This window comes from Nocardia sp. NPDC003482 (assembly GCF_053588115.1).
This window is the reverse complement of the sequence record NZ_JBSFPI010000012.1, coordinates 172,097-191,145: the sequence shown is the minus strand read 5'-3', so window position 1 is coordinate 191,145 and position 19,049 is coordinate 172,097. Positions and strand designations below refer to the sequence as shown.

The 19,049-nt window shown below is 68.4% G+C and carries 14 protein-coding genes; 11 read left to right on the top strand and 3 right to left on the bottom strand.

The features are described 5' to 3' along the window. Positions 1-31 precede the first annotated feature (31 nt). A complete protein-coding gene (locus tag ACWDSJ_RS20735; protein WP_450033632.1) occupies positions 32-1,060 on the top strand; it encodes a glutathione S-transferase family protein in 1,029 nt (342 codons plus the stop codon). Here ACWDSJ_RS20735 and ACWDSJ_RS20730 read toward each other — a convergent pair. Both ACWDSJ_RS20730 and ACWDSJ_RS20725 read right to left on the bottom strand, forming a co-directional pair. Beyond that, the gene (locus ACWDSJ_RS20730; RefSeq protein WP_450033631.1) at positions 1,042-1,443 is read right to left on the bottom strand and encodes a VOC family protein; all 402 of its coding nucleotides are present in this window, start codon (positions 1,441-1,443) and stop codon (positions 1,042-1,044) included. The two genes, ACWDSJ_RS20735 and ACWDSJ_RS20730, sit on opposite strands and share 19 nt — an antisense overlap. Continuing rightward, positions 1,440-2,285 carry a helix-turn-helix domain-containing protein gene (locus ACWDSJ_RS20725; protein WP_450033630.1) on the bottom strand — a complete coding sequence of 282 codons (846 nt, stop codon included), beginning with the start codon at positions 2,283-2,285 and terminating at the stop codon, positions 1,440-1,442. Before ACWDSJ_RS20725 ends, ACWDSJ_RS20730 begins: the two co-directional genes overlap by 4 nt. A gap of 89 nt (positions 2,286-2,374) precedes the next feature. Between ACWDSJ_RS20725 and ACWDSJ_RS20720 the strand changes: the two genes are divergently transcribed. The 10 genes from ACWDSJ_RS20720 to ACWDSJ_RS20675 all read left to right on the top strand — a co-directional run bounded on the left by ACWDSJ_RS20720 (position 2,375) and on the right by ACWDSJ_RS20675 (position 17,097). Next, positions 2,375-3,091, top strand: a complete 717-nt coding sequence (locus tag ACWDSJ_RS20720; RefSeq protein WP_387363786.1) for a hypothetical protein — start codon at positions 2,375-2,377, stop codon at positions 3,089-3,091. After that, entirely contained in the window at positions 3,088-4,026 is a 939-nt protein-coding gene (locus ACWDSJ_RS20715) for an ATP-binding cassette domain-containing protein (RefSeq protein WP_450033629.1), read from the top strand. The genes ACWDSJ_RS20720 and ACWDSJ_RS20715 overlap by 4 nt, the downstream gene beginning before the upstream one ends. After that, positions 4,023-4,805: an ABC transporter permease gene (locus ACWDSJ_RS20710; protein WP_450033628.1), complete on the top strand. Its 783-nt coding sequence runs from the start codon at positions 4,023-4,025 to the stop codon at positions 4,803-4,805. Before ACWDSJ_RS20715 ends, ACWDSJ_RS20710 begins: the two co-directional genes overlap by 4 nt. Before the next feature lie 203 nt (positions 4,806-5,008). Beyond that, on the top strand, positions 5,009-5,563 hold the full coding sequence (locus tag ACWDSJ_RS20705; RefSeq protein WP_450033627.1) for a hypothetical protein: 555 nt from the start codon (positions 5,009-5,011) through the stop codon (positions 5,561-5,563). Between the two features lie 86 nt (positions 5,564-5,649). Next, positions 5,650-9,276, top strand: coding sequence for an ABC transporter ATP-binding protein (locus ACWDSJ_RS20700; protein WP_450033626.1), 3,627 nt, complete (start codon positions 5,650-5,652; stop codon positions 9,274-9,276). Between the two features lie 174 nt (positions 9,277-9,450). Next, positions 9,451-13,278, top strand: a complete 3,828-nt coding sequence (locus ACWDSJ_RS20695) for a multifunctional oxoglutarate decarboxylase/oxoglutarate dehydrogenase thiamine pyrophosphate-binding subunit/dihydrolipoyllysine-residue succinyltransferase subunit (RefSeq protein ID WP_450033625.1) — start codon at positions 9,451-9,453, stop codon at positions 13,276-13,278. A 65-nt stretch (positions 13,279-13,343) separates the two neighbouring features. Then, complete coding sequence (locus tag ACWDSJ_RS20690) at positions 13,344-14,057, top strand: AAA family ATPase (RefSeq protein WP_387363768.1); 714 nt, start codon at positions 13,344-13,346, stop codon at positions 14,055-14,057. A gap of 134 nt (positions 14,058-14,191) precedes the next feature. After that, positions 14,192-14,878, top strand: coding sequence for a PadR family transcriptional regulator (locus tag ACWDSJ_RS20685; protein WP_450033624.1), 687 nt, complete (start codon positions 14,192-14,194; stop codon positions 14,876-14,878). Between the two features lie 8 nt (positions 14,879-14,886). After that, positions 14,887-16,368 carry a DHA2 family efflux MFS transporter permease subunit gene (locus ACWDSJ_RS20680; RefSeq protein ID WP_387363762.1) on the top strand — a complete coding sequence of 494 codons (1,482 nt, stop codon included), beginning with the start codon at positions 14,887-14,889 and terminating at the stop codon, positions 16,366-16,368. Between the two features lie 183 nt (positions 16,369-16,551). Next, complete coding sequence (locus ACWDSJ_RS20675) at positions 16,552-17,097, top strand: hypothetical protein (RefSeq protein WP_450033623.1); 546 nt, start codon at positions 16,552-16,554, stop codon at positions 17,095-17,097. A 70-nt stretch (positions 17,098-17,167) separates the two neighbouring features. Here ACWDSJ_RS20675 and ACWDSJ_RS20670 read toward each other — a convergent pair whose 3' ends face one another. Next, entirely contained in the window at positions 17,168-18,928 is a 1,761-nt protein-coding gene (locus tag ACWDSJ_RS20670) for an ATP-binding protein (protein ID WP_387363756.1), read from the bottom strand. Between the last annotated feature and the right edge of the window lie 121 nt (positions 18,929-19,049).

The window sequence follows — 19,049 nt, the reverse complement described above, 5'->3', positions numbered from 1 at the left end:
GATCCCGGCGAAAGCGTGGAAGACTGGCCGGGTGACTACCTCGTCGTCCAACAACGGCAGCTACGTCGAGCCCGGCGAGTACAAACGGGACACGAACTACATCACCACCCGCATCACCGCCGACGGCCGCGACGGCTATCCGGTCGAGCCGGGCCGCTATCGGCTGATCGCCGCGCGCGCGTGCCCGTGGGCCAATCGCACGCTGATCGTGCGGCGGCTGCTCGGCCTCGAACAGGTGATCTCGCTGGGTCTGTGCGGACCCACCCACGACAAGCGCAGCTGGACCTTCGATCTCGATCCGGGTGAGGTCGATCCCGTGCTCGGGATCCACTTCCTCCAGGACGCGTACTTCAAGCGCGTCCCCGACTATCCGCGCGGCATCACGGTGCCCGCGATCGTGGACGTGCCGACCGGGGCCGTGGCCACCAACGACTTCGCGCAGATCACCCTCGACTTCGCCACGGAGTGGACCGAATTCCATCGCGAGGGCGCGCCCCAGCTGTACCCCGAACCGCTGCGCGCGGAGATCGACGAGGTGAACAAGCGGGTCTACACCGAGGTCAACAACGGCGTGTACCGCTGCGGCTTCGCCGGGGACCAGGCCGCCTACGAGGCCGCCTACGACCGGCTGTTCGCCGCGCTGGACTGGCTGTCCGAGCGGCTGGCCGATCGCCGATATCTGGTGGGCGACACCATCACCGAGGCCGATGTGCGGCTGTTCACCACGCTGGCCCGCTTCGACGCGGTCTACCACGGGCATTTCAAGTGCAATCGCGCCAAACTCGCCGAGATGCCGGTGCTGTGGGCCTACGCCCGGGATCTGTTCCAGACCCCGGGATTCGGCGACACCACCGACTTCACCCAGATCAAGCAGCACTACTACATCGTGCACACCGACATCAACCCGACCCGGATCGTGCCGAAGGGCCCGGACCTGTCCGGCTGGCTCACCCCGCACGGCCGAGAGGCGTTGGGCGGCAAGCCCTTCGGCGACGGAACCCCGCCCCCGCCGCCGCTACCGGCGGAGCGGGTGCCCGCCGATCACTGGGTGCCCGCGTAGGTGCCGAAGCTCCAGTAGACGCCCTCCGGATCGCGGCAGGTGAAACCGCGGGAGCCGTAGTCCTCGTCGCGCAGTTCGCGGGTGATGGTGGCCCCGGCAGCCTTGGCGCGCTCGTACAGTTCGTCGGGGTTGTCGACCACGACGTAGGCCGAGCCGACGCCGGGCGGCTGATCGCACAGCGCCATCCCCTCGCGCACCGAGCCGAGCATGATGCCGCCGCCGCCCGGCCAGCCGAGTTCGGCGTGTTCGACGATGTCGCCGTTGTCGTAGCGGGCGCGCTGGACGAAGCCGAACGCCTCGATCAGGAAGGCGATCGCCTTGTCGGCGTCGCGGTAGACGAACGTCGGCCAGATCACGGTCTTGGAAGTGGTTGTCTCGCTCATGGGTACGAGCCTCGCGCGGGGGCGGGGGCGTCGTCTTGGACGAATGGGAACTGTTCGTCGGCCAGCCACCGCGACGGCGGCACCCCGGCCAGTTCCCGCCACTCGCGGGCCATGTGGGCCTGGTCGTAGTAGCCGGTCGCGGCGGCCACGCGGGCGATGGTCGTGCCGGGCGACCGCAGCATCCGGTGCGACGCCTCGAAGCGGGCCAGCCGGGCCGCGTCCTTGGGCGTGATGCCGAATTCGGCGGCGAAGCGATGGCCGAGATGCCTTCGGCTCCAACCGATCTCGGTGGCGACGTCGGCGACGCGCGGGACGGCGGAGCGGTCGGTCAGCAGCCGCCAGGCCCGATCCAGGGCGGGATCGATGGCCACCTCGCCGACCCGCCGCAACAGGATCTCGTCGAGGACGGCGAACCGCTCGGCCCACACGTCCGTGGCCGAGATCCGCTCGCGCAGTTCGACGGCGTCGCGGCCGAGCAGATCGGTCAGATCGATCACCCACGCGCCGAGCGCGGCCACCGGCACGCCGAGCAGGGCCCGTGAACCCAGCGGCGTGAGGGCCAGTTGGATGCCGTGCTGGAAGCCGCGGTGCGCGATCACGCTGGGCCGCACGGTCAGCCCGCTGGCCAGGGTGTCCCACCGGCCGCCGGGCTGGGCGGGATGTCCGGCGACGGGCAGGTCGAGGGGCTCGTCGATGGTCACGATGACCGTCAGCGTGGTGCTCGGCATGCCGATGTGGCGGCCCGGCGGGAAGCCGCGCAGCAGATAGCCGTCGTATCCGCGCAGGAACGGCCGCAGTCGCGGATGCGGCACACCCTTCGCGCCCTCGGACACGCCACTCACGTCCTCCACGGTAGGTCGTCGCGACGGAACCGGCGCGCGGAGTCCGTTCGTTAGAGTCTCAGCTGAGCGAACGAGAGGGGTTGTTGGCGATGTTCAGATCCGGCCTGGAGAAGGCCGTGGTGTCGCTGCTGGACAACGGAGCGCAGGTGCAGGCGCCCGCGGTCGCGAAGTACGTCGAGCGGCTACGACGCGCCCACCCCGACGAGAGCCCGGCCCAGATCGTCGAACGGCTCGAGCGGCAGTACCTCACCGCGGTCACCGGCAGCGGTACAGCCGTGGGCGCGACGGCCGCGATCCCGGGCGTCGGCACGATCACCTCGCTGGCGGCCATGAGCGCGGAGACGGCGTTCTTCCTGGAGGCGTCGGCGGTGTTCACCCTGGCCGTCGCCGCGGTGCACGGCATCGCGCCCGAGGACAGCGAGCGACGACGGGCCCTGGTGCTGGCGGTCGTGCTCGGCGAGAGCGGTATGGAGATCGTCGAGAAGAGCGTCGGGCATTCCGCCAAGAACTGGGGCACGTTGCTGGCCACCAGGATTCCCGGCATCAGCGGGATGAACGACACGCTGGTGAAGCGGTTCGTGATGCAGTTCCTGGCCAAGCGCGGCGCGTTGATGGTCGGCAAGGTCATCCCGGCCGGAATCGGCGCGGCCATCGGCGGTTTCGGCAACCGCGCCATCGGCCGCACCGTGATCGGCAACGCGCACAACGCCTTCGGGCCGCCGCCGCGCGGCTGGCGGGGACCGATGGTGATCGACGCGGATCCGCTTCCGGCACTGGACGATTCGCCCGGGAACGAGCCGCGGTGAGCGCGCCGCGATCGCTCGCCTTCGCGATCACCGGGCTGCACAAGCGGTTCGGCGAGGTGCCCGCGCTGCGGGACGTGAGCTTCACGGTGCCCGCGGGCACCACCACCGCGCTCGTCGGCCCGCCCGGTTCCGGTAAGACCACCCTGATCCGCGTGCTCGCGGGACTGCTCGCCCCCGATTCCGGGACGGCGGCGGTCGGCGGCCCCGGATCCAGGGCGCGGCCCGGCAAGCGCTCGGTCGGGGTCGTGCTGCAACCGCGCGGCCTGCATCCGGGCCGCACCGTGCGCGGCGAGTCGCGGGTCTGGGCCGCCGCGGCGGGCGTGAGCGACGAGCGGGCGGCCGCGGTGCTGGCGTTCACCGGACTGGAGCCGGTCGCCGACCTGCGGGTGGGCGCCCTGTCGCCGGGGCTGGCGAGCCGCCTCGCGCTGGCCGTCGCGCTGCTCGACGATCCGCCGCTGTTGCTGCTGGACGATCCGCTCGCGGGACTCGATGGGGCCGAACGGGATTGGCTGTTCGAGCTGCTGCGCGGGCACGCCCGCCGCGGCGGCACCACCCTGTTCACCGCGCAGAGCCTGGCCGCGGCGCTGCCGGTGGCCGATCAGCTGGTCGTGCTCGGCGCGGGCACGGTGGTGTTCGAGGGCAGTCCCCGGCGGCTGCGGCGCGGTCATCCGGATCGGCTGATCGTCGGCGCGTCCAGCCCGATCGCGCTGGCGACCGTGCTGGCGGCGCGGGGCTTCACCGACGCGGTGATGCGCGCCGACGGCAGGCTCGCGGTCGCGGAGGCATCGCGCACCGAGATCGAGGACGCCGCCCGCGCCGCCAAGGTGCATTTGACCGACCTCGTGCCCGAACCGGTCCACCCCGATCGCGTCCTCGCCACCCTCACCGACAGCGCGGCCCCGGTCCCCCAGATCCCGTACGGAGCGTCCCGATGATCCGCACCCTGCCTCCGGACGTGAGCCGGGCCGCGACCGCCGAGGCCCGCAAGCTCACCACCCTGCGGTGGGCCTGGGGGCTGCTGCCGCTGTGCGGTCTGGTCGGACTGCTGGCCACGATCGTGAGTGTCACCATCGGCCATGGGCCGCAAGCGAATCAGAATCCGGCGACCGGCACGGCCAGCCTGGGCCTGTACGTCGGGATCGCGGTGGCGGCCCTCGCGGCGCTGGTGAGCGGGGCCGTCGCGGCCGCCGGGGAGTACCGCTACGACGCCATTTCGATGACCGCGCTGTTCACCCCGGATCGCGATCTGCTGTTCGGCGCGAAAATGGCTGTCACCGCGGCGTATTCGCTGCTGCTGGCCGCCGCCGCCGAGGTGGGCGCGGTGCTCGCGCTGGTGGTGGCGGGCCGCGACAAGATCGAATTCGGGCTGCGGCTGGTGGCCGTGTTCGGCGGCGGCCTGCTCGTCGCGGTGTGCTGGGGCGTGATCGGCGCGAGCCTGGGCCTGCTGCTGCGCGGGACCGTCGCGGCGCTCGGCGCCGCGCTGGGCTGGCTGGTGATCATCGAACCCCTGGTGTGGCTCGTCGCGCACGGCGCCGACTCGCACGGCCTGGCCGTCGTGTTCCCGGGTTCGGCCACCATCGCCACGGTCGCGGTCGGCTCGTTCACCACCAACCGGCTGTTCGCCCCGAGCCCCGCCGCCGCGGTGGTGCTGCTCGTGTGGACGGCGGCCGCGGGCGCGTGGGCATGGTGGGCGGTGCGGCAGCGCGACGTCTGATCGTGGCGCGGGCGCGCCAAACCCGTTCTGCCACACCGCCGTCGCCCTCGGACCAACTGGTCTCGGACCCCCACGCGATACGCGTCGAACCGGTAATATTACCTCCCGATCACCGGATTCGGTGGTCAGCCGAAAGATTCGCCGGGGCACGGTCTTTGCGGAATGTGGTCCGGCGGTTCAGCCGAACGAATGTAGGGAAACCGATGAGAACCACCAAGTTCGCCGCCATTGCCCTGCTCGCCATCGGCGCCACCGGAATCACCGCCGGCGCCGTCAATGCCCAACCGGCACCCGCCAGCGGCACCGAGATCGCGGTGCACGCGACCGATCACGGCATCGGCTTCGTCACCGCGCCGACCACGGACCATCGGGGGGTCGTCACCACCGTCGACAGCGGCCGCTTCGCGCTCGCGCCCGACGCCGCCTCGATCACGCTCACCGGCGCCTCCGGCGAGGTCGTCGCGTCGATTCCGCTCGGGCTGCGGACCGCCGCGAACACGGTGGCCCTGACCCCGACCATCGCCGACGAGGGCCGCACGCTGACCCTCACCACGCAGACCGCCGGGACCGAGGTCGCCCAGGCCGTCGACGAGGCCCAGGACACCATCGCCCGCAAGCAGTACAACGCGGGCGTGGGCGCGCTCATCGGCGCGGGGATCGGCGCGGTCATCGGCTTCTTCCTCGGCGGTGTCGGCGCGCTGGTCACCGTCCCGATCGGCGCGGGCATCGGCGCTCTGATCGGCTACTCGACCCCGTAGTTCCCGTATCCCGATGCCCGGGTGGTGCGCCGCCCGGGCATCGGACCGTCCGCCTCCTGTCGGCGGCGGTGAGTACCGTCGATCGAGTGGAAACGCGCGGCTGGGTGCGGCGGTTGTGGGCTGCCTGTCTGGAGCATCCCTGGGTGACGGCCGGGGTCGTGGTCAGCATCGTCTGCGGCGCGGGGGCCGAGGTGGCGGTGCCGGTGGCGGCCAAGCGCGCGCTCGACGAGGCCCGGGTGGGGGATGTGCGCGGGATCGCCGTGGTCGCGTGGATTCTGGTGGCGCTGGCGCTGATTCGCTTCACGACGTCCTACGGGCGGCGCTGGCTGGCCGGGCGGCTGGCCCTCGACGTGCAGCACGGGCTGCGGGTGAACCTGCTGACCGCGCTGCACCGCTACGACGGGCCGGGCCAGAATCGGCTGCGCACCGGACAGGTGGTGTCGCGGTCGATCAGCGATCTGCAACTCGTGCAGGGCCTGCTGGCGATGGTCCCGCTGTCGGCGGCCTCGGTCCTGATCTTCGTCATGGCCGCCGCGGTCATGTTGGTGCTGTCCCCGCTGCTGGCGGTCGTCGCGCTGGCGACCATGCCGGTGCTGGGCTGGGTCATCCGGCGCGCGCGGCCGAGGTTCCACGCCGCCACCTGGTCGGCGCAGCAGCGGGCCGCCGACCTCGCCCAACACGTCGAGGAGACCGTCACCGGGGTCCGGGTGGTGAAGGGCTTCGGGCAGGAGGCCCGGATGGTCGGGCTGCTCGAGGGGCACGGCCGCCGCCTCTACGCCGAGCGGATGCGCGCGGCCCGCATCGAATCCCGCTTCCAGCCGCTGGTCGCGGCCGTCCCGCAGATCGGCCTGGTGGCGGTGATCGCGCTGGGCGGCACGCTGGCCCTGCACGGCGAGATCGGGGTGGGCACCTTCCTCGCCTTCGCCGCCTACGTCACCATGCTGGCCTCGAGCACGCGCATCGTCTCGAACGTGATCGTCATGGCCCAGCTCACCCGCGCCGCCGCCGAACGGGTCTACCAGGTCATCGACGACTCGCCCGACACCGCCGACCCGGCCGATCCGCGGCCCGTGCCCGACGGACCGCTGGGCATCGAAATGTGCGGTGTCACCTTCGGATTCGATCCGGACCGGCCGGTGCTGCGCGATTTCGACCTGAGCGTGCGGCCCGGCGAGACGGTCGCGATCATCGGTCCGGCCGGCTCCGGCAAGTCCACCCTGGCGGTGCTGCTGCCGCGCCTGTTCGCACCCGATTCGGGCCGAATCTCCTTGCGCGGCAACGACTCCGAGGTCGATATCGGCGCGGTGCGGGCGAGCGAGCTGCGCGCGGCCGTCGGCGTGGTGTTCGACGACCCGTTCCTGTTCTCCGACACCATCGCCGCCAATATCGCCCTCGGCCGTCCCGACGCCAGCGCCGCCGAGATCCGCCGCGCCGCCAAACAGGCCGCGGCCGACGAGTTCATCGACGAGTTGCCCGACGGCTACGACACCGTCGTCGGCGAACGCGGGCTCACCCTGTCCGGCGGGCAACGTCAGCGCCTGGCCCTGGCCCGCGCCCTGCTCGCCGATCCGCGCGTGCTGGTCCTCGACGACGCCACCTCCGCCGTGGACGCGGTCACCGAGGCCGCCATCTTCGACGCCCTGCCCAGCCGCCCCGACCGCACGACGCTCATCCTCGCCCACCGCGAATCCACCCTCGCCCACGCCGACCGGGTGATCCGGCTCGACCCGCCCGAACCCGCGGGCACCGGGGACCCGTGGCGCGGCCGGGACGCCGCGCCCGAACCGCCCGAGACCGACATCCCCGCCGAATTGCGCGGCCCCCTCGCGCGGCTGCCCGCGGCGACCGAACAACCCGGCCTCGACACCGCCGAATTCGAACGCCCCGAACCGAATTTCCGGCTGCGCGGCCTGCTCCGCCCGGTGCGCTGGCTGCTCGCCGCGGTGGTGACGCTGCTGGCCGTCGACGGCGTCATCGGCGTGGCCTTCCCCGCGCTGACCCGCTACGCGCTCGACGACGGCGTGGCCGCCCACAGCGGAAAGGCGTTGGCGGCGGCCGCGATCGGCGGCCTGATCCTGGTCGCGCTCGGCTGGGCCGACGAGACCGCGAACACGCTGCTGTCCGCGCGCGGCGGCGAACGACTGCTGTACGGCCTGCGGGTGCGCAGCTACGCGCATCTGCAACGGCTCGGCCTCGACTACTACGAGCGGGAACTGTCCGGCCGGATCATGACCCGGATGACCACCGATATCGACGCGCTGTCGACGTTCCTGCAAACCGGGCTGAGCACTGCGTTGATCAGTCTGGTCACCGCGCTGGGCATCGCGGGCGCGCTGCTGCTCATCGATGCCGGACTCGCGATGGTGGTCTTCGCGACCCTGCCCCCGCTGATCGCGGCCACGCTGGTGTTCCGCAAGATCTCGGCCTCGGCGTATTCGGCCGCCCGCGAACGCGTCGCCGTGGTCAACGCCGACTTCCAGGAGAACGTCGCGGGCCTGCGCGCCACCCAGGCGTACCGGCACGAGGCCGATGCCGCGCGGCGCTTCACCGGTTACTCCGACGACTACCGCCGCAGCCGGATGCGCGCGCAGCGGGCGATCGCGCTGTACTTCGCGGCGGTCATCGCGTGGGGTGATCTCGCGCAGGCCGCGGTGGTCTATGTCGGGGCCCGCGATGTTGCCCATGGTTCCGTCACCCCGGGCACGCTGGTGGCCTTCGTGCTGTACCTCGGCCTGTTGTTCGGTCCGATCATGCAGCTCTCCCAGGTCTTCGACGGGTATCAGCAGGCCCGGGTGGGGCTGCGCCGGATCGAGGCGCTGCTGCGCACCCCGTCCTCGATCGCCGCCGATCCGCCCGACGCCGTCGCGATCCCGGGACGGCTGCGCGGGGACGTGGCCTTCGACGCGGTCGACTTCCGCTATCCGGAAGCGAGGAATCCCGCGCTGCAAGGCGTTTCGCTGACGATTCCGGCCGGAACGAGTCTGGCCCTGGTAGGTCCGACGGGAGCGGGTAAGTCCACCATTGTGAAGCTCCTCGCCCGGCTCTACGACCTGCCGCCCGACACCGGCGGTGGTCCGATCGGCGTGGACGGCACCGACATCCGCCGCTACCGTCTCGCCGACTACCGCGCCCGGCTCGGCGTCGTCCCGCAGGAGGCTCACCTGTTCACCGGCGACGTGGCGAGCAACATCTCGTTCGGCAAACCGTCCGCCACACCCGCGGAGATCGAGCGGGCCGCTGAGACGGTCGGCGCGCTGGAGATGATCACCGCGCTCCCGCAGGGCATGGGCCAGCCCGTCGGCGAGGGCGGGCGCGGCCTGTCGGCGGGCCAGCGGCAGCTCATCGCGCTGGCCCGCGCCGAACTCGTCGATCCGGACCTGTTGCTGCTGGACGAGGCCACCGCGGTGCTCGACCCGGACAGCGAGGAGAAGGTGTTGGCGGCGAGCCGATCGCTGACCCGTAACCGCACGTCGGTCATCGTCGCGCATCGATTGGCGACGGCCGCGCGGGCCGATCGGATCGCCGTCGTCGAACACGGCCGGATCGCCGAAATCGGCCCGCACACCGAACTGCTCACGGCCTCGGGACCGTACTCCCGACTGTGGGCGGCGACATCGGAGGAGTGTGGGGAGCGCCACTCGGAAGCGAAGGAATATTCTCAGTCACGGACGAGTCGACACCATAAGAGGCTGGGCTTGTCCGGCGGCCCGTGATCGTCGGCCGCGGAGCCCGAGACGGGGGAAGTGAGCAAACCTCGAGGGACCCGCGGTCACGGCCAGGGGACACCGGAGAAGGGCTGGGCCTATCCTCAGAAAGGGCGCATCGGCGCGCATCGAGCCGATTACCCGTGCCGAGCACGTCACAAACGTCGCAGCGCGAAGAACGAAATGAGGCGAACACCTGCTGTGAGCAGCTCAACATCCCAGTTCGGACAGAACCAGTGGCTCGTCGACGAGATGTACCAGAAGTACAAGCAAGACCCGTCGTCGGTCGACGAGAGCTGGCACGAGTTCCTGGCCGACTACACCCCGGAGACGCCGGGAGACACTGGTAACAGCAAGCCCGCCGCCACACCCGCGCCCACCGCCGCCGCGCCCGCCCCGGCCCCGGCCCCCGCGCCCGCTCAGTCGGCTCCCACCCGCAGCGCACCGGCCCAGGCCCCCGCCCCGGCCCCAGCGCCCGCCGCCGCCAAGGTGAACGCCGCCGCCTCCAACGCCGCCGCGCCCCCGCAGGCGCGTGGCGGGGAGGCCCGCACCGTCCCGGCCCCGAGTTCCAATGCGGCCCCGGCCAAGTCGGCCCCGCAGGTGCCCGTGCAGGCCGAGGACGAGTCGAAGGTGCTGCGCGGTCCGGCCGCCGCGATCGTCAAGAACATGTCGGCGTCGCTGACCATCCCGACCGCCACCAGCGTCCGGGCCATCCCGGCCAAGCTGATGATCGACAACCGGCTGGTCATCAACAACCACCTGGCCCGCACCCGCGGCGGCAAGATCTCGTTCACCCACCTGCTGGGTTACGCGATCGTCCAGGCGGTCAAGGCATTTCCGAACATGAACCGGCACTACGCCGAGGTCGACGGCAAGCCCAACGCGGTCACCCCCGCCCACACCAATCTGGGCCTGGCCATCGATCTGCAGGGCAAGGACGGCAACCGCACCCTGGTCGTCGCCGCCATCAAGAACTGCGAGTCGATGACCTTCGCGCAGTTCCACAGCGCCTACGAGGACATCGTCCGCCGCGCCCGCGACGGCAAGCTCACCACCGAGGACTTCACCGGCGTCACGATCTCGCTGACCAACCCGGGCACCATCGGCACCAATCACTCGGTGCCGCGGCTGATGCCGGGTCAGGGCGCGATCATCGGCGCGGGCGCGATGGAGTACCCGGCCGAGTTCCAGGGCATGAGCGACGCGCAGCTGGCCGAGATGGGCATCGGCAAGCTCATGACGCTGACCTCCACCTACGACCACCGCATCATCCAGGGCGCGGAGTCGGGCGACTTCCTGCGCACGATCCATCAGCTGCTGATCTCCGACGAGTTCTTCGACGAGATCTTCCACGGCATGGGCGTGCCCTACGAGCCGATCCGCTGGCGCAAGGACATCACCGAACGCGGCGTCGACAAGAGCGTGCGCGTGCAGGAGCTGATCGCGGCCTACCGCAGCCGCGGCCACCTGATGGCCGACACCGATCCGCTACGCCTGGTCAAGGACAAGTTCCGCAGCCACCCCGACCTCGACGTCACCCAGCACGGCCTGACGCTGTGGGACCTGGACCGCGAATTCAACGTCGCGGGCTTCCACGGCCAGGAGCGGATGAAGCTGCGCGACGTCCTGTCGATCCTGCGCGACGCCTACTGCCGCCACATCGGCGTCGAGTACACCCACATCCTCGACCCCGAGCAGCTGAAGTGGTTGCAGGAGCGGGTCGAGCAGAAGCACGCGAAACCGACTGTCGCGCAACAGAAGTACATCCTGTCCCGGCTGAACGCGGCCGAGGCGTTCGAGACCTTCCTGCAGACCAAGTACGTCGGCCAGAAGCGCTTCTCGCTGGAGGGCGCCGAGACCACCATCCCGATGATGGACGCGGTCATCGACCAGTGCGCCGAGCACGGCCTGGACGAGGTCGTCATCGGCATGCCGCACCGCGGCCGGTTGAACGTGCTGGCCAATATCGTCGGCAAGCCCTACTCGAAGATCTTCACCGAGTTCGAGGGCAATATGAACCCGGCCGCCACGCACGGCTCGGGCGATGTGAAGTACCACCTCGGCGCGCAGGGCACCTACATCCAGATGTTCGGCGACAACGACATCGAGGTCTCGCTGACGGCCAACCCGTCGCACCTCGAGGCCGTCGACCCGGTGCTGGAGGGTCTGGTCCGCGCCAAGCAGGATCTGCTCACCAAGGAGGACCTGGTCACCAAGGGCGAGGAGGCGCGCACCTTCTCGGTCGTGCCGCTGATGCTGCACGGCGACGCGGCGTTCGCCGGGCAGGGCGTGGTCGCCGAGACGCTGAACCTGTCGGGCCTGCGCGGCTACCGCGTCGGCGGCACCGTGCACATCGTGGTGAACAACCAGATCGGCTTCACCACCGCCCCGGAGAACAGCCGCAGCACCGAATACGCCACGGACATCGCGAAATTCATCGGCGCGCCGATCTTCCACGTCAACGGCGACGACCCCGAGGCGTGCGACTGGGTGTGCCGCCTGGCCGTGGACTACCGGCAGAAGTTCCACAAGGACGTGGTCATCGACCTGATCTGCTACCGCCGCCGCGGCCACAACGAGGGCGACGACCCGTCGATGACCCAGCCGTACATGTACGACGTCATCGACACCAAGCGCAGCGTCCGCAAGGCGTACACCGAGGCCCTGATCGGCCGCGGCGACATCTCGATGAAAGAGGCCGAGGACGCCCTGCGCGACTACCAGGGTCAGCTCGAGCGCGTCTTCAACGAGGTGCGCGAGCTGGAGAAGTACCCGCCGTCGCCGAGCCCGTCGGTCGAGATGGAACAGACCGTGCCGAGCACGGTCATCACGGCCGTGGACAAGACGGTGTTGCAGCGCATCGGCGACGCGTTCCTGAACGTGCCCGCCGAGTTCACCGTCCACCCGCGCGTGAAGCCGGTGCTGGAGCGGCGGCGCGAGATGGCCTACGAGGGCAAGGTCGACTGGGCCTTCGCCGAGCTGCTGGCCTTCGGCACGCTGATCGACGAGGGTCGCGCGGTGCGCCTGACCGGTCAGGACTCCCGGCGCGGCACGTTCACCCAGCGGCACGCCGTGGTCATCGACCGCAAGACGGGCGCGGAGTACACCCCGCTGCACAACATCGGCTCGAAGAATCCGGGCTGGTTCGCGGTGCACGATTCGGCGCTGAGCGAATTCGCCGCTGTCGGTTTCGAATACGGCTACTCGCTGGGCAACCCGGACGCACTCGTGTTGTGGGAGGCGCAGTTCGGTGACTTCGTCAACGGCGCGCAGTCGATCATCGACGAGTTCATCTCCTCGGGTGAGGCCAAGTGGGGTCAGCTCTCGGAGGTCGTGCTGCTGCTGCCGCACGGGCACGAGGGTCAGGGTCCCGACCACACCTCGGGCCGCATCGAGCGGTTCCTCCAGCTGTGCGCGGAGGGTTCGATGACGGTGGCGGTGCCGTCCACCCCGTCGAACTACTTCCACCTGCTGCGGCGGCACGTGCTCGACGGCATCCGCCGCCCGCTGATCGTCTTCACCCCGAAGTCGATGCTGCGCAACAAGGCCGTGGTCTCCAATATCGAGGACTTCACCGACAACAAGTTCCGTTCGGTGCTCGAGGAGCCGACCTACGAGAGCGGCGACGGCGACCGCGGCAAGGTGAAGCGGATCCTGCTCACCTCGGGCAAGCTCTACTACGAGCTCGCGGCGGAGAAGACCAAGAAGAGCCGCGAGGATGTGGCGATCATCCGCATCGAGCAGCTCTACCCGATCCCGTCCTACCGCCTCAACGAGAAGCTGGCGACCTACCCGAACGCCACCGATCTCGTCTGGGTCCAGGAGGAGCCCGCCAACCAGGGCGCGTGGCCGTTCTTCGGCCTGAACCTGCCGGAGATCCTGCCGGAGCGGTTCAACAAGCTGCGCCGGATCTCGCGGCGCGCCATGTCCGCCCCGTCCTCGGGGTCGAGCAAGGTGCACGCGGTGGAGCAGCAGGAGATCATCGAAGAGGCGTTCGCGCCGACGGTCTAGAGTGTGCCGATGAGCGCCGGGTCCGGATTCCACGGGCCCGGCGTTCGCCGTCTCGAGGGGGAAGTGTGAGCCGATTGATCCTGCGCGGAATCGAATTCGCGCCGCGCGACGATCTCGATCCGAACGCCTGGTATCTGGACGTGCCCGCGGTAGCCGAGATGTGCGCGGACGGACTGGTTTTCGAGCGACCGGTGACAATCCTGGTGGGCGAGAACGGGATCGGGAAGTCCACGCTGGTCGAGGCGATCGCCACCGCCTGGGAGCGGGGGATGCGCGGCGCGGACGATCTGTGGTTGCCCGGCGGCACCTCCGGGGACGCGGATCTGTGGAAGCATCTGCGGATCGATGGCGTGTTCCCGCGCCCCACCAACGGCGGCTTCCTGCGCGCGGAGACCATGGTGAGCCTGTTCGAACAGGCCGACGCCCTCCGGGTGCGCGAGACCGATCCCCGCTGGAACGCGCTCTCGCACGGCCAGTCGTTTCTCCGATATGTCGCGGATCGTCCCGTGGGACAAGGGCTTTGGCTGCTCGACGAGCCCGAGGCGGCGCTGTCGTTCCAGTCCTGCCTGGCCCTGCTCGGCGTCCTGACCGATCTGGCGGCCGAGGGCTCGCAGGTCGTGATGGCCACCCACTCCCCCGTCCTGGCGGCCTGTCCCGGCGCGGAGATCATGGAACTCACCGGAGAGGGCATCGAGTACCGGGAGTGGGAGCAGCTCGACATGGTCCGCAATTGGCGCGCCTTCCTCGACGCGCCCGACCGCTACCTGCGACATCTATAGCCCGCGCGCGGCGTTGTGAGCACGATCTCGCTTGTCCGCCTCCACTTCCAAGCCGTATATTCGGCGTGGAATATTTGATGCGGATGATGTCATGCGGCCGCGCTAGGCTCGGCGGCGTAGAAGGGAGCTCGAGGATGACCAAGCAGCCGGGTGCGGAGCTGACGCCGTTGGCGATGGCCGTGCTCGCGCTGCTCGAGGAGCGGCCGATGCATCCGTACGAGATGTATCAGACGCTGCTGCAACGCCGGGAGGACTACCTGATCAAGATCCGCCCCGGTTCGCTGTATCACACCGTCACGCGCCTGGCCGACCAGGGCATAGTGCACGCCGAGGGCACCGGCCGCGCGGGCAATCGCCCCGAACGCACGATCTATCGGATCGCGTCGTCCGGGACCGCCGCCCTGCGCGAGCGGATCGGAGCGATCCTCCGCTGCCCCATCCGGGAGTATCCGATCTTCCCGGTCGCCATGTCCGAGGCACACAACCTGCCCGCGGCCGAGGTGATCTCGCTGCTGACCGAGCGCATCGGCTCGCTCGAGGGCGACCTCACCGAACTCGACGCCCTGCGCGGCTGGCTGGTCGGCAAGGAGGTACCGCGCCGCTACTGGATGGTCATCGAGTACCTGCGCGGCCAGCTCGACGCCGAACTCACCTGGTTACGCCGCATTGTCGCCGAACTGGGCGACGGCACGTTGGAGTGGGAGAAATTCGACTCCGACGGCGCCCGAATCGACTCTCCCGCAAGCGGAATCGGCTCCGACTGGGGCTCGTCGGTCACCGACGACGTCCTGGCCGAGATCCGCAGAGACAGACTTCGATAGGAATCCCCATGACAACCCAACGCAATCCCTGGCTGGCGCTGTACGCGCTGGTCGTCGGATTCTTCATGATCCTGCTGGACATGACGATCGTCGCGGTCGCCAACCCGAAGATCCTCACCGATCTGCACACCGACATCAACAAGGTCATCTGGGTCACCAGCGCCTATTTGCTGACTTATGCTGTGCCGCTGCTGGTTACGGGCCGCCTCGGCGACCGCTTCGGCCCCAAGAACGTCTACCTGGTCGGCCTGACCGTGTTCACCCTCGCGTCGCTGTGGTGCGGCATGTCCGGCACCATCGAGATGCTGATCGCGGCCCGCGCGGTGCAGGGCCTCGGCGCGGCGCTCATGACCCCGCAGACGATGGCCGTCATCACCCGCACCTTCCCGCCGGACAAGCGCGGCGCGGCCATGGGCCTGTGGGGCGGCGTGGCCGGTCTGGCCACCCTGGTCGGGCCGCTGCTGGGTGGCGTCCTGGTCGACAACCTGGGCTGGAACTGGATCTTCTACATCAACGTCCCGATCGGCATCGTCGCCTTCGCGCTGGCGCTGTGGCTGGTTCCGTCGCTGGAGACCCACGAGCACAAGTTCGACCTCGTGGGCGTGGTGCTCAGCGGTGTGGGAATGTTCTTGCTGGTCTTCGGGATTCAGGAGGGCAAGACCCGCGACTGGGACGGCCTGATCTGGGCGATGATCATCGCGGGCCTCGTGGTGCTGGGCCTGTTCGTGGTCAACCAGGCCCGCAACAAGGGCGAACCCCTGGTCCCGCTGCAACTGTTCCGCGACCGCAACTTCGCGCTGTCCAGCCTGGCCATCGCCACCATGGGCGTGGCGACGGCGTCCCTGATGGTCCCCGGGTACTTCTACCTCCAGACCGTCCGCGACTACTCCCCCACCAAGTCCGCCCTGGTCTTCGCGCCCATGGCCATCGTGACCGGCATCGCGGCCCCGCTGGTCGGCCGCATCTCCGACCGCATGCCGCCCCGGGTCATCCCCACCATCGGCTTCGCCCTGTTCTCGGTGTCGGTCTTCTGGTTCGTCTCCCTGATGACCCCCGACAGCTCCATCCCCGTCTTCCTCCTCGCCGCCGCCCTCGCCGGTTTCGCCAACGCGGGCATCTGGGGCCCCCTGGCCTCCACCGCGACCCGCAACCTCCCCATGCACCAAGCCGGCGCGGGCGCGGGCGTCTACAACACCACCCGCCAGGTCGGCTCCGTCCTCGGCAGCGCCGCCATCAGCGCCCTCCTCGCCTCCCGCATGTCCGCCCAGGGCCTCGACGGCGGCAACCAGGGCGAGGGCATGGGCATGGGCCACGTCCCACCCCAGATCCTCGACAAGATCAGCACAGCCCTGAGCGAATCGATGTACCTGCCCGCCTTCGTCTTGATCATCGGGGCCTTGGCCTCGGCGCTGTTCGTGGGCTCGCGGGCGTCGAAGCGTGCTGAGGCCGAGAAGCGGGACGCTGCTGTTCCGGTGGATGTGGGTCACTGAGGCTGCGCCGCAAGGGTTTTCGGTGGCCCGTCTCCTTCGGGGGGCGGGCCATCGCCCTTCCGGAAGTATTCGGAATCCGAATAAAGCCCCCATGCCCGAGAGGGTTACGGTGCCCATGGGGTTCACCGTACGTGTGGCGTTCGGCCCGGATAGGGTTGTCCTCGTGCGAGAAGGGGGACTTCTGTGAACTATCCGTACGGTCAGCCGGGGTATCCGCCGCCCGCGTACCCTCCGCAGCCGAATCATTATCCGCCGCAAGGTTTTCCGGCGTACCCGCCGCTGCCGCGATCCCCGCGCAGTGCCGCGGCGATCATCAGCGGCATTCTGGCGATCCTGGTCGCCCTGATCACGGTCTTCGCCGCTGTCCAAGCCTTCGTGCTCATCTCCGACTTCGATTCGTCGGAGTTCGACTACAGCGGCGACATCCTCCAACAGCGGGTGATCGCCGGGGTCGCGATCGTCCTCGCGATGCTCTGGGTCACCGCCGCGATCCTCCTGTTCAACCGTCGCAACGGTGGCCGCACGCTGCTGAATGTCCTTGCCCCGCTGGAACTGATCGGCATGGGGGCTCTCTGCGGCCCGTTCGCGGCGACGTGGGATGCGAGGATCGCCATCCTCGTCGGGGCTGTGCTGGTCGCTCTCGTGGTCGTACTGGCTAACACCACCTCTGCCCTGAGGTGGGTGGGTATCGCTCCGGCACGGCAGCTACAGCCCTCCCGCCAGTACTGACTCGCACTACCGTTATCCCAGCACTTCGCGCTGGACGGGCAAACAGCAACAGGTATCACCCATTTATGTTTCAGGCCCGACGTGCTACCCGCCAGGTAGCGGTTCTCGAGCGTGGACGACCTACCATTTCCAAGCGCCCCTTATCACGGAGAGTCTGCAATACCGCGATAACCTGGCTCGAGGCAAGTCCGGTGCGTTTCTCGACCTCCGAGCGCGAAACCTCATCCTCTCCGACCGCGTCCAAGACCTGTTGCTGCAAGGGAGTAAGGGGAGCCGTGCTCGGCATCGGCACATTCACTACCTCTTGCTCCCCGTCAATAGTAAGCTCCGCTTGCGTCGGCCTTCCGGCCAAGTGATAAGTAGCGGTACCCCGCGTCCCTTCCTGATCGATGAGCTGCCTGTCGACCAGCTCCTTCAACTCACGACTGGCCACTCGACTGTCCTGAATCCCGGTAGCCTGACGATATGCGCTATTGGTCAGCGCCGCACCGCTGCGCAGAATGACGAGAGCGGTCATCTGGGAGCGACTCAAAGGACGGTTGTCGAGGTTTTGCAACCAGGCAAGCGCCTCTTCGTCGAGGAGAGTATGGTTGGGAAATTCGGCGGTAAAGGAAGATATACTATCCAGAAATCGAGGCGGCTCCATCCCGGCTTCCGTGAGAGCGATCCGCATCCTGGTAATACCGCTACCTCTATTTTCGCAAACCATATGACCCTCACCGTAAGGGGTGTCTTCGAGGATCTTCAACAGTGCTTTGTTGCGAGAGGAAGAAACTGTATCGACCCCGAGGTTGTCAACAGAGACCGGCCCATACAACCCGCCAGGATTTCGAATCAAAAGCCTGTCCGGATACATCTCCACCTGGACCTGCATACCCCTCGCATGTTCGGAATAGTCACGGTGCACTAGTGCATTTACCAAGGCTTCTCGGAGCACCTCTTCCGGGTACTCCCATTCATCGACACGGTATATACCGGTCACGATGCTCCGGCGCTTCATATTTCTTTTCAGCACTCGGATGCATTCATTGACCATGACCGGAATCGACCCGTCAATCGCCCTGTTTTCAGTAAAGCGCTCGCCAACCGTTCCGAGCATACCCGGCTCACCTGCCGGATACGCGACAAAGGTCAAATCGAGCTGAGGTTCGAAAGTCTGTGGATAGAGCCCGAAGACGAGAAGACCTGCCAAGGTAGGGACGACACGACCATCGTACTCTTTGACGACATTGAGCATCGTCAAAGCCCGCACGTCGTCCACTCGGCGAAAAATCTCGCCTTTGGTCTCCCTGACCCGTCTCAGAAAAGAAGACAACATCTCTTCATCGAGGTCCGCCATCGATGAAGAATGCACCAGGCTGATATCATGACGCGGTTCGGTACGGTTGGACAGAAGAACCGACACCTCGTAGTCGGTAAATTTTCGGTCGCCGTCGGACACCCGGACCCGAGATCCCGCATAAGGGCCGAGGCTCCTTCTATAGCAGGGGCGTTGGTCTCGGGGAATCGGAGGAATGTAGGCGGTGATTACAGACTTTCCATTTACGTGCACCGTGCGAATCTCCGACCGCACCGGAGGCTCCATTTCCGAGCACGCAGCGGCCAATTGAGATTCGATCTGTGCCGGATCCTCGACCCCTACGACGGTGAAGTCTCGTTTTTCGTCCACTCCCAGGATGATCCACCCGCCCTGGGCATTCGCGAGAGCGCTGATGCTCTCCCAAGTCGTATGCGGGAATCCCCGCTGGGACTTCTTGATCTCACACGTACTGTGATCCCCGCCCAGACTCCTGCACTCGCCCAGCAGGGCCTCCAACTCGGTAACGTCCATCTGCCTCCCGCCCGACATCTCGGCCTCGTACGTCTCTCTATAGACACTCTGTAGAGCCGTCTATCGTCTTCTACTATACACAGCAGCCTGTGTATAGAGCTGAGAGCCCTGTCAGCTCTAC

Bases quoted from the DNA above. Each gene is read 5' to 3' on its own strand.
- ACWDSJ_RS20730 (WP_450033631.1), bottom strand. From the start codon at position 1,443: ATGAGCGAGACAACCACTTCCAAGACCGTGATCTGGCCGACGTTCGTC.
- ACWDSJ_RS20720 (WP_387363786.1), top strand. From the start codon at position 2,375: ATGTTCAGATCCGGCCTGGAGAAGGCCGTGGTGTCGCTGCTGGACAAC.
- ACWDSJ_RS20710 (WP_450033628.1), top strand. From the start codon at position 4,023: ATGATCCGCACCCTGCCTCCGGACGTGAGCCGGGCCGCGACCGCCGAG.
- ACWDSJ_RS20705 (WP_450033627.1), top strand. From the start codon at position 5,009: ATGAGAACCACCAAGTTCGCCGCCATTGCCCTGCTCGCCATCGGCGCC.
- ACWDSJ_RS20695 (WP_450033625.1), top strand. From the start codon at position 9,451: ATGAGGCGAACACCTGCTGTGAGCAGCTCAACATCCCAGTTCGGACAG.
- ACWDSJ_RS20685 (WP_450033624.1), top strand. From the start codon at position 14,192: ATGACCAAGCAGCCGGGTGCGGAGCTGACGCCGTTGGCGATGGCCGTG.
- ACWDSJ_RS20680 (WP_387363762.1), top strand. From the start codon at position 14,887: ATGACAACCCAACGCAATCCCTGGCTGGCGCTGTACGCGCTGGTCGTC.
- ACWDSJ_RS20670 (WP_387363756.1), bottom strand. From the start codon at position 18,928: ATGGACGTTACCGAGTTGGAGGCCCTGCTGGGCGAGTGCAGGAGTCTG.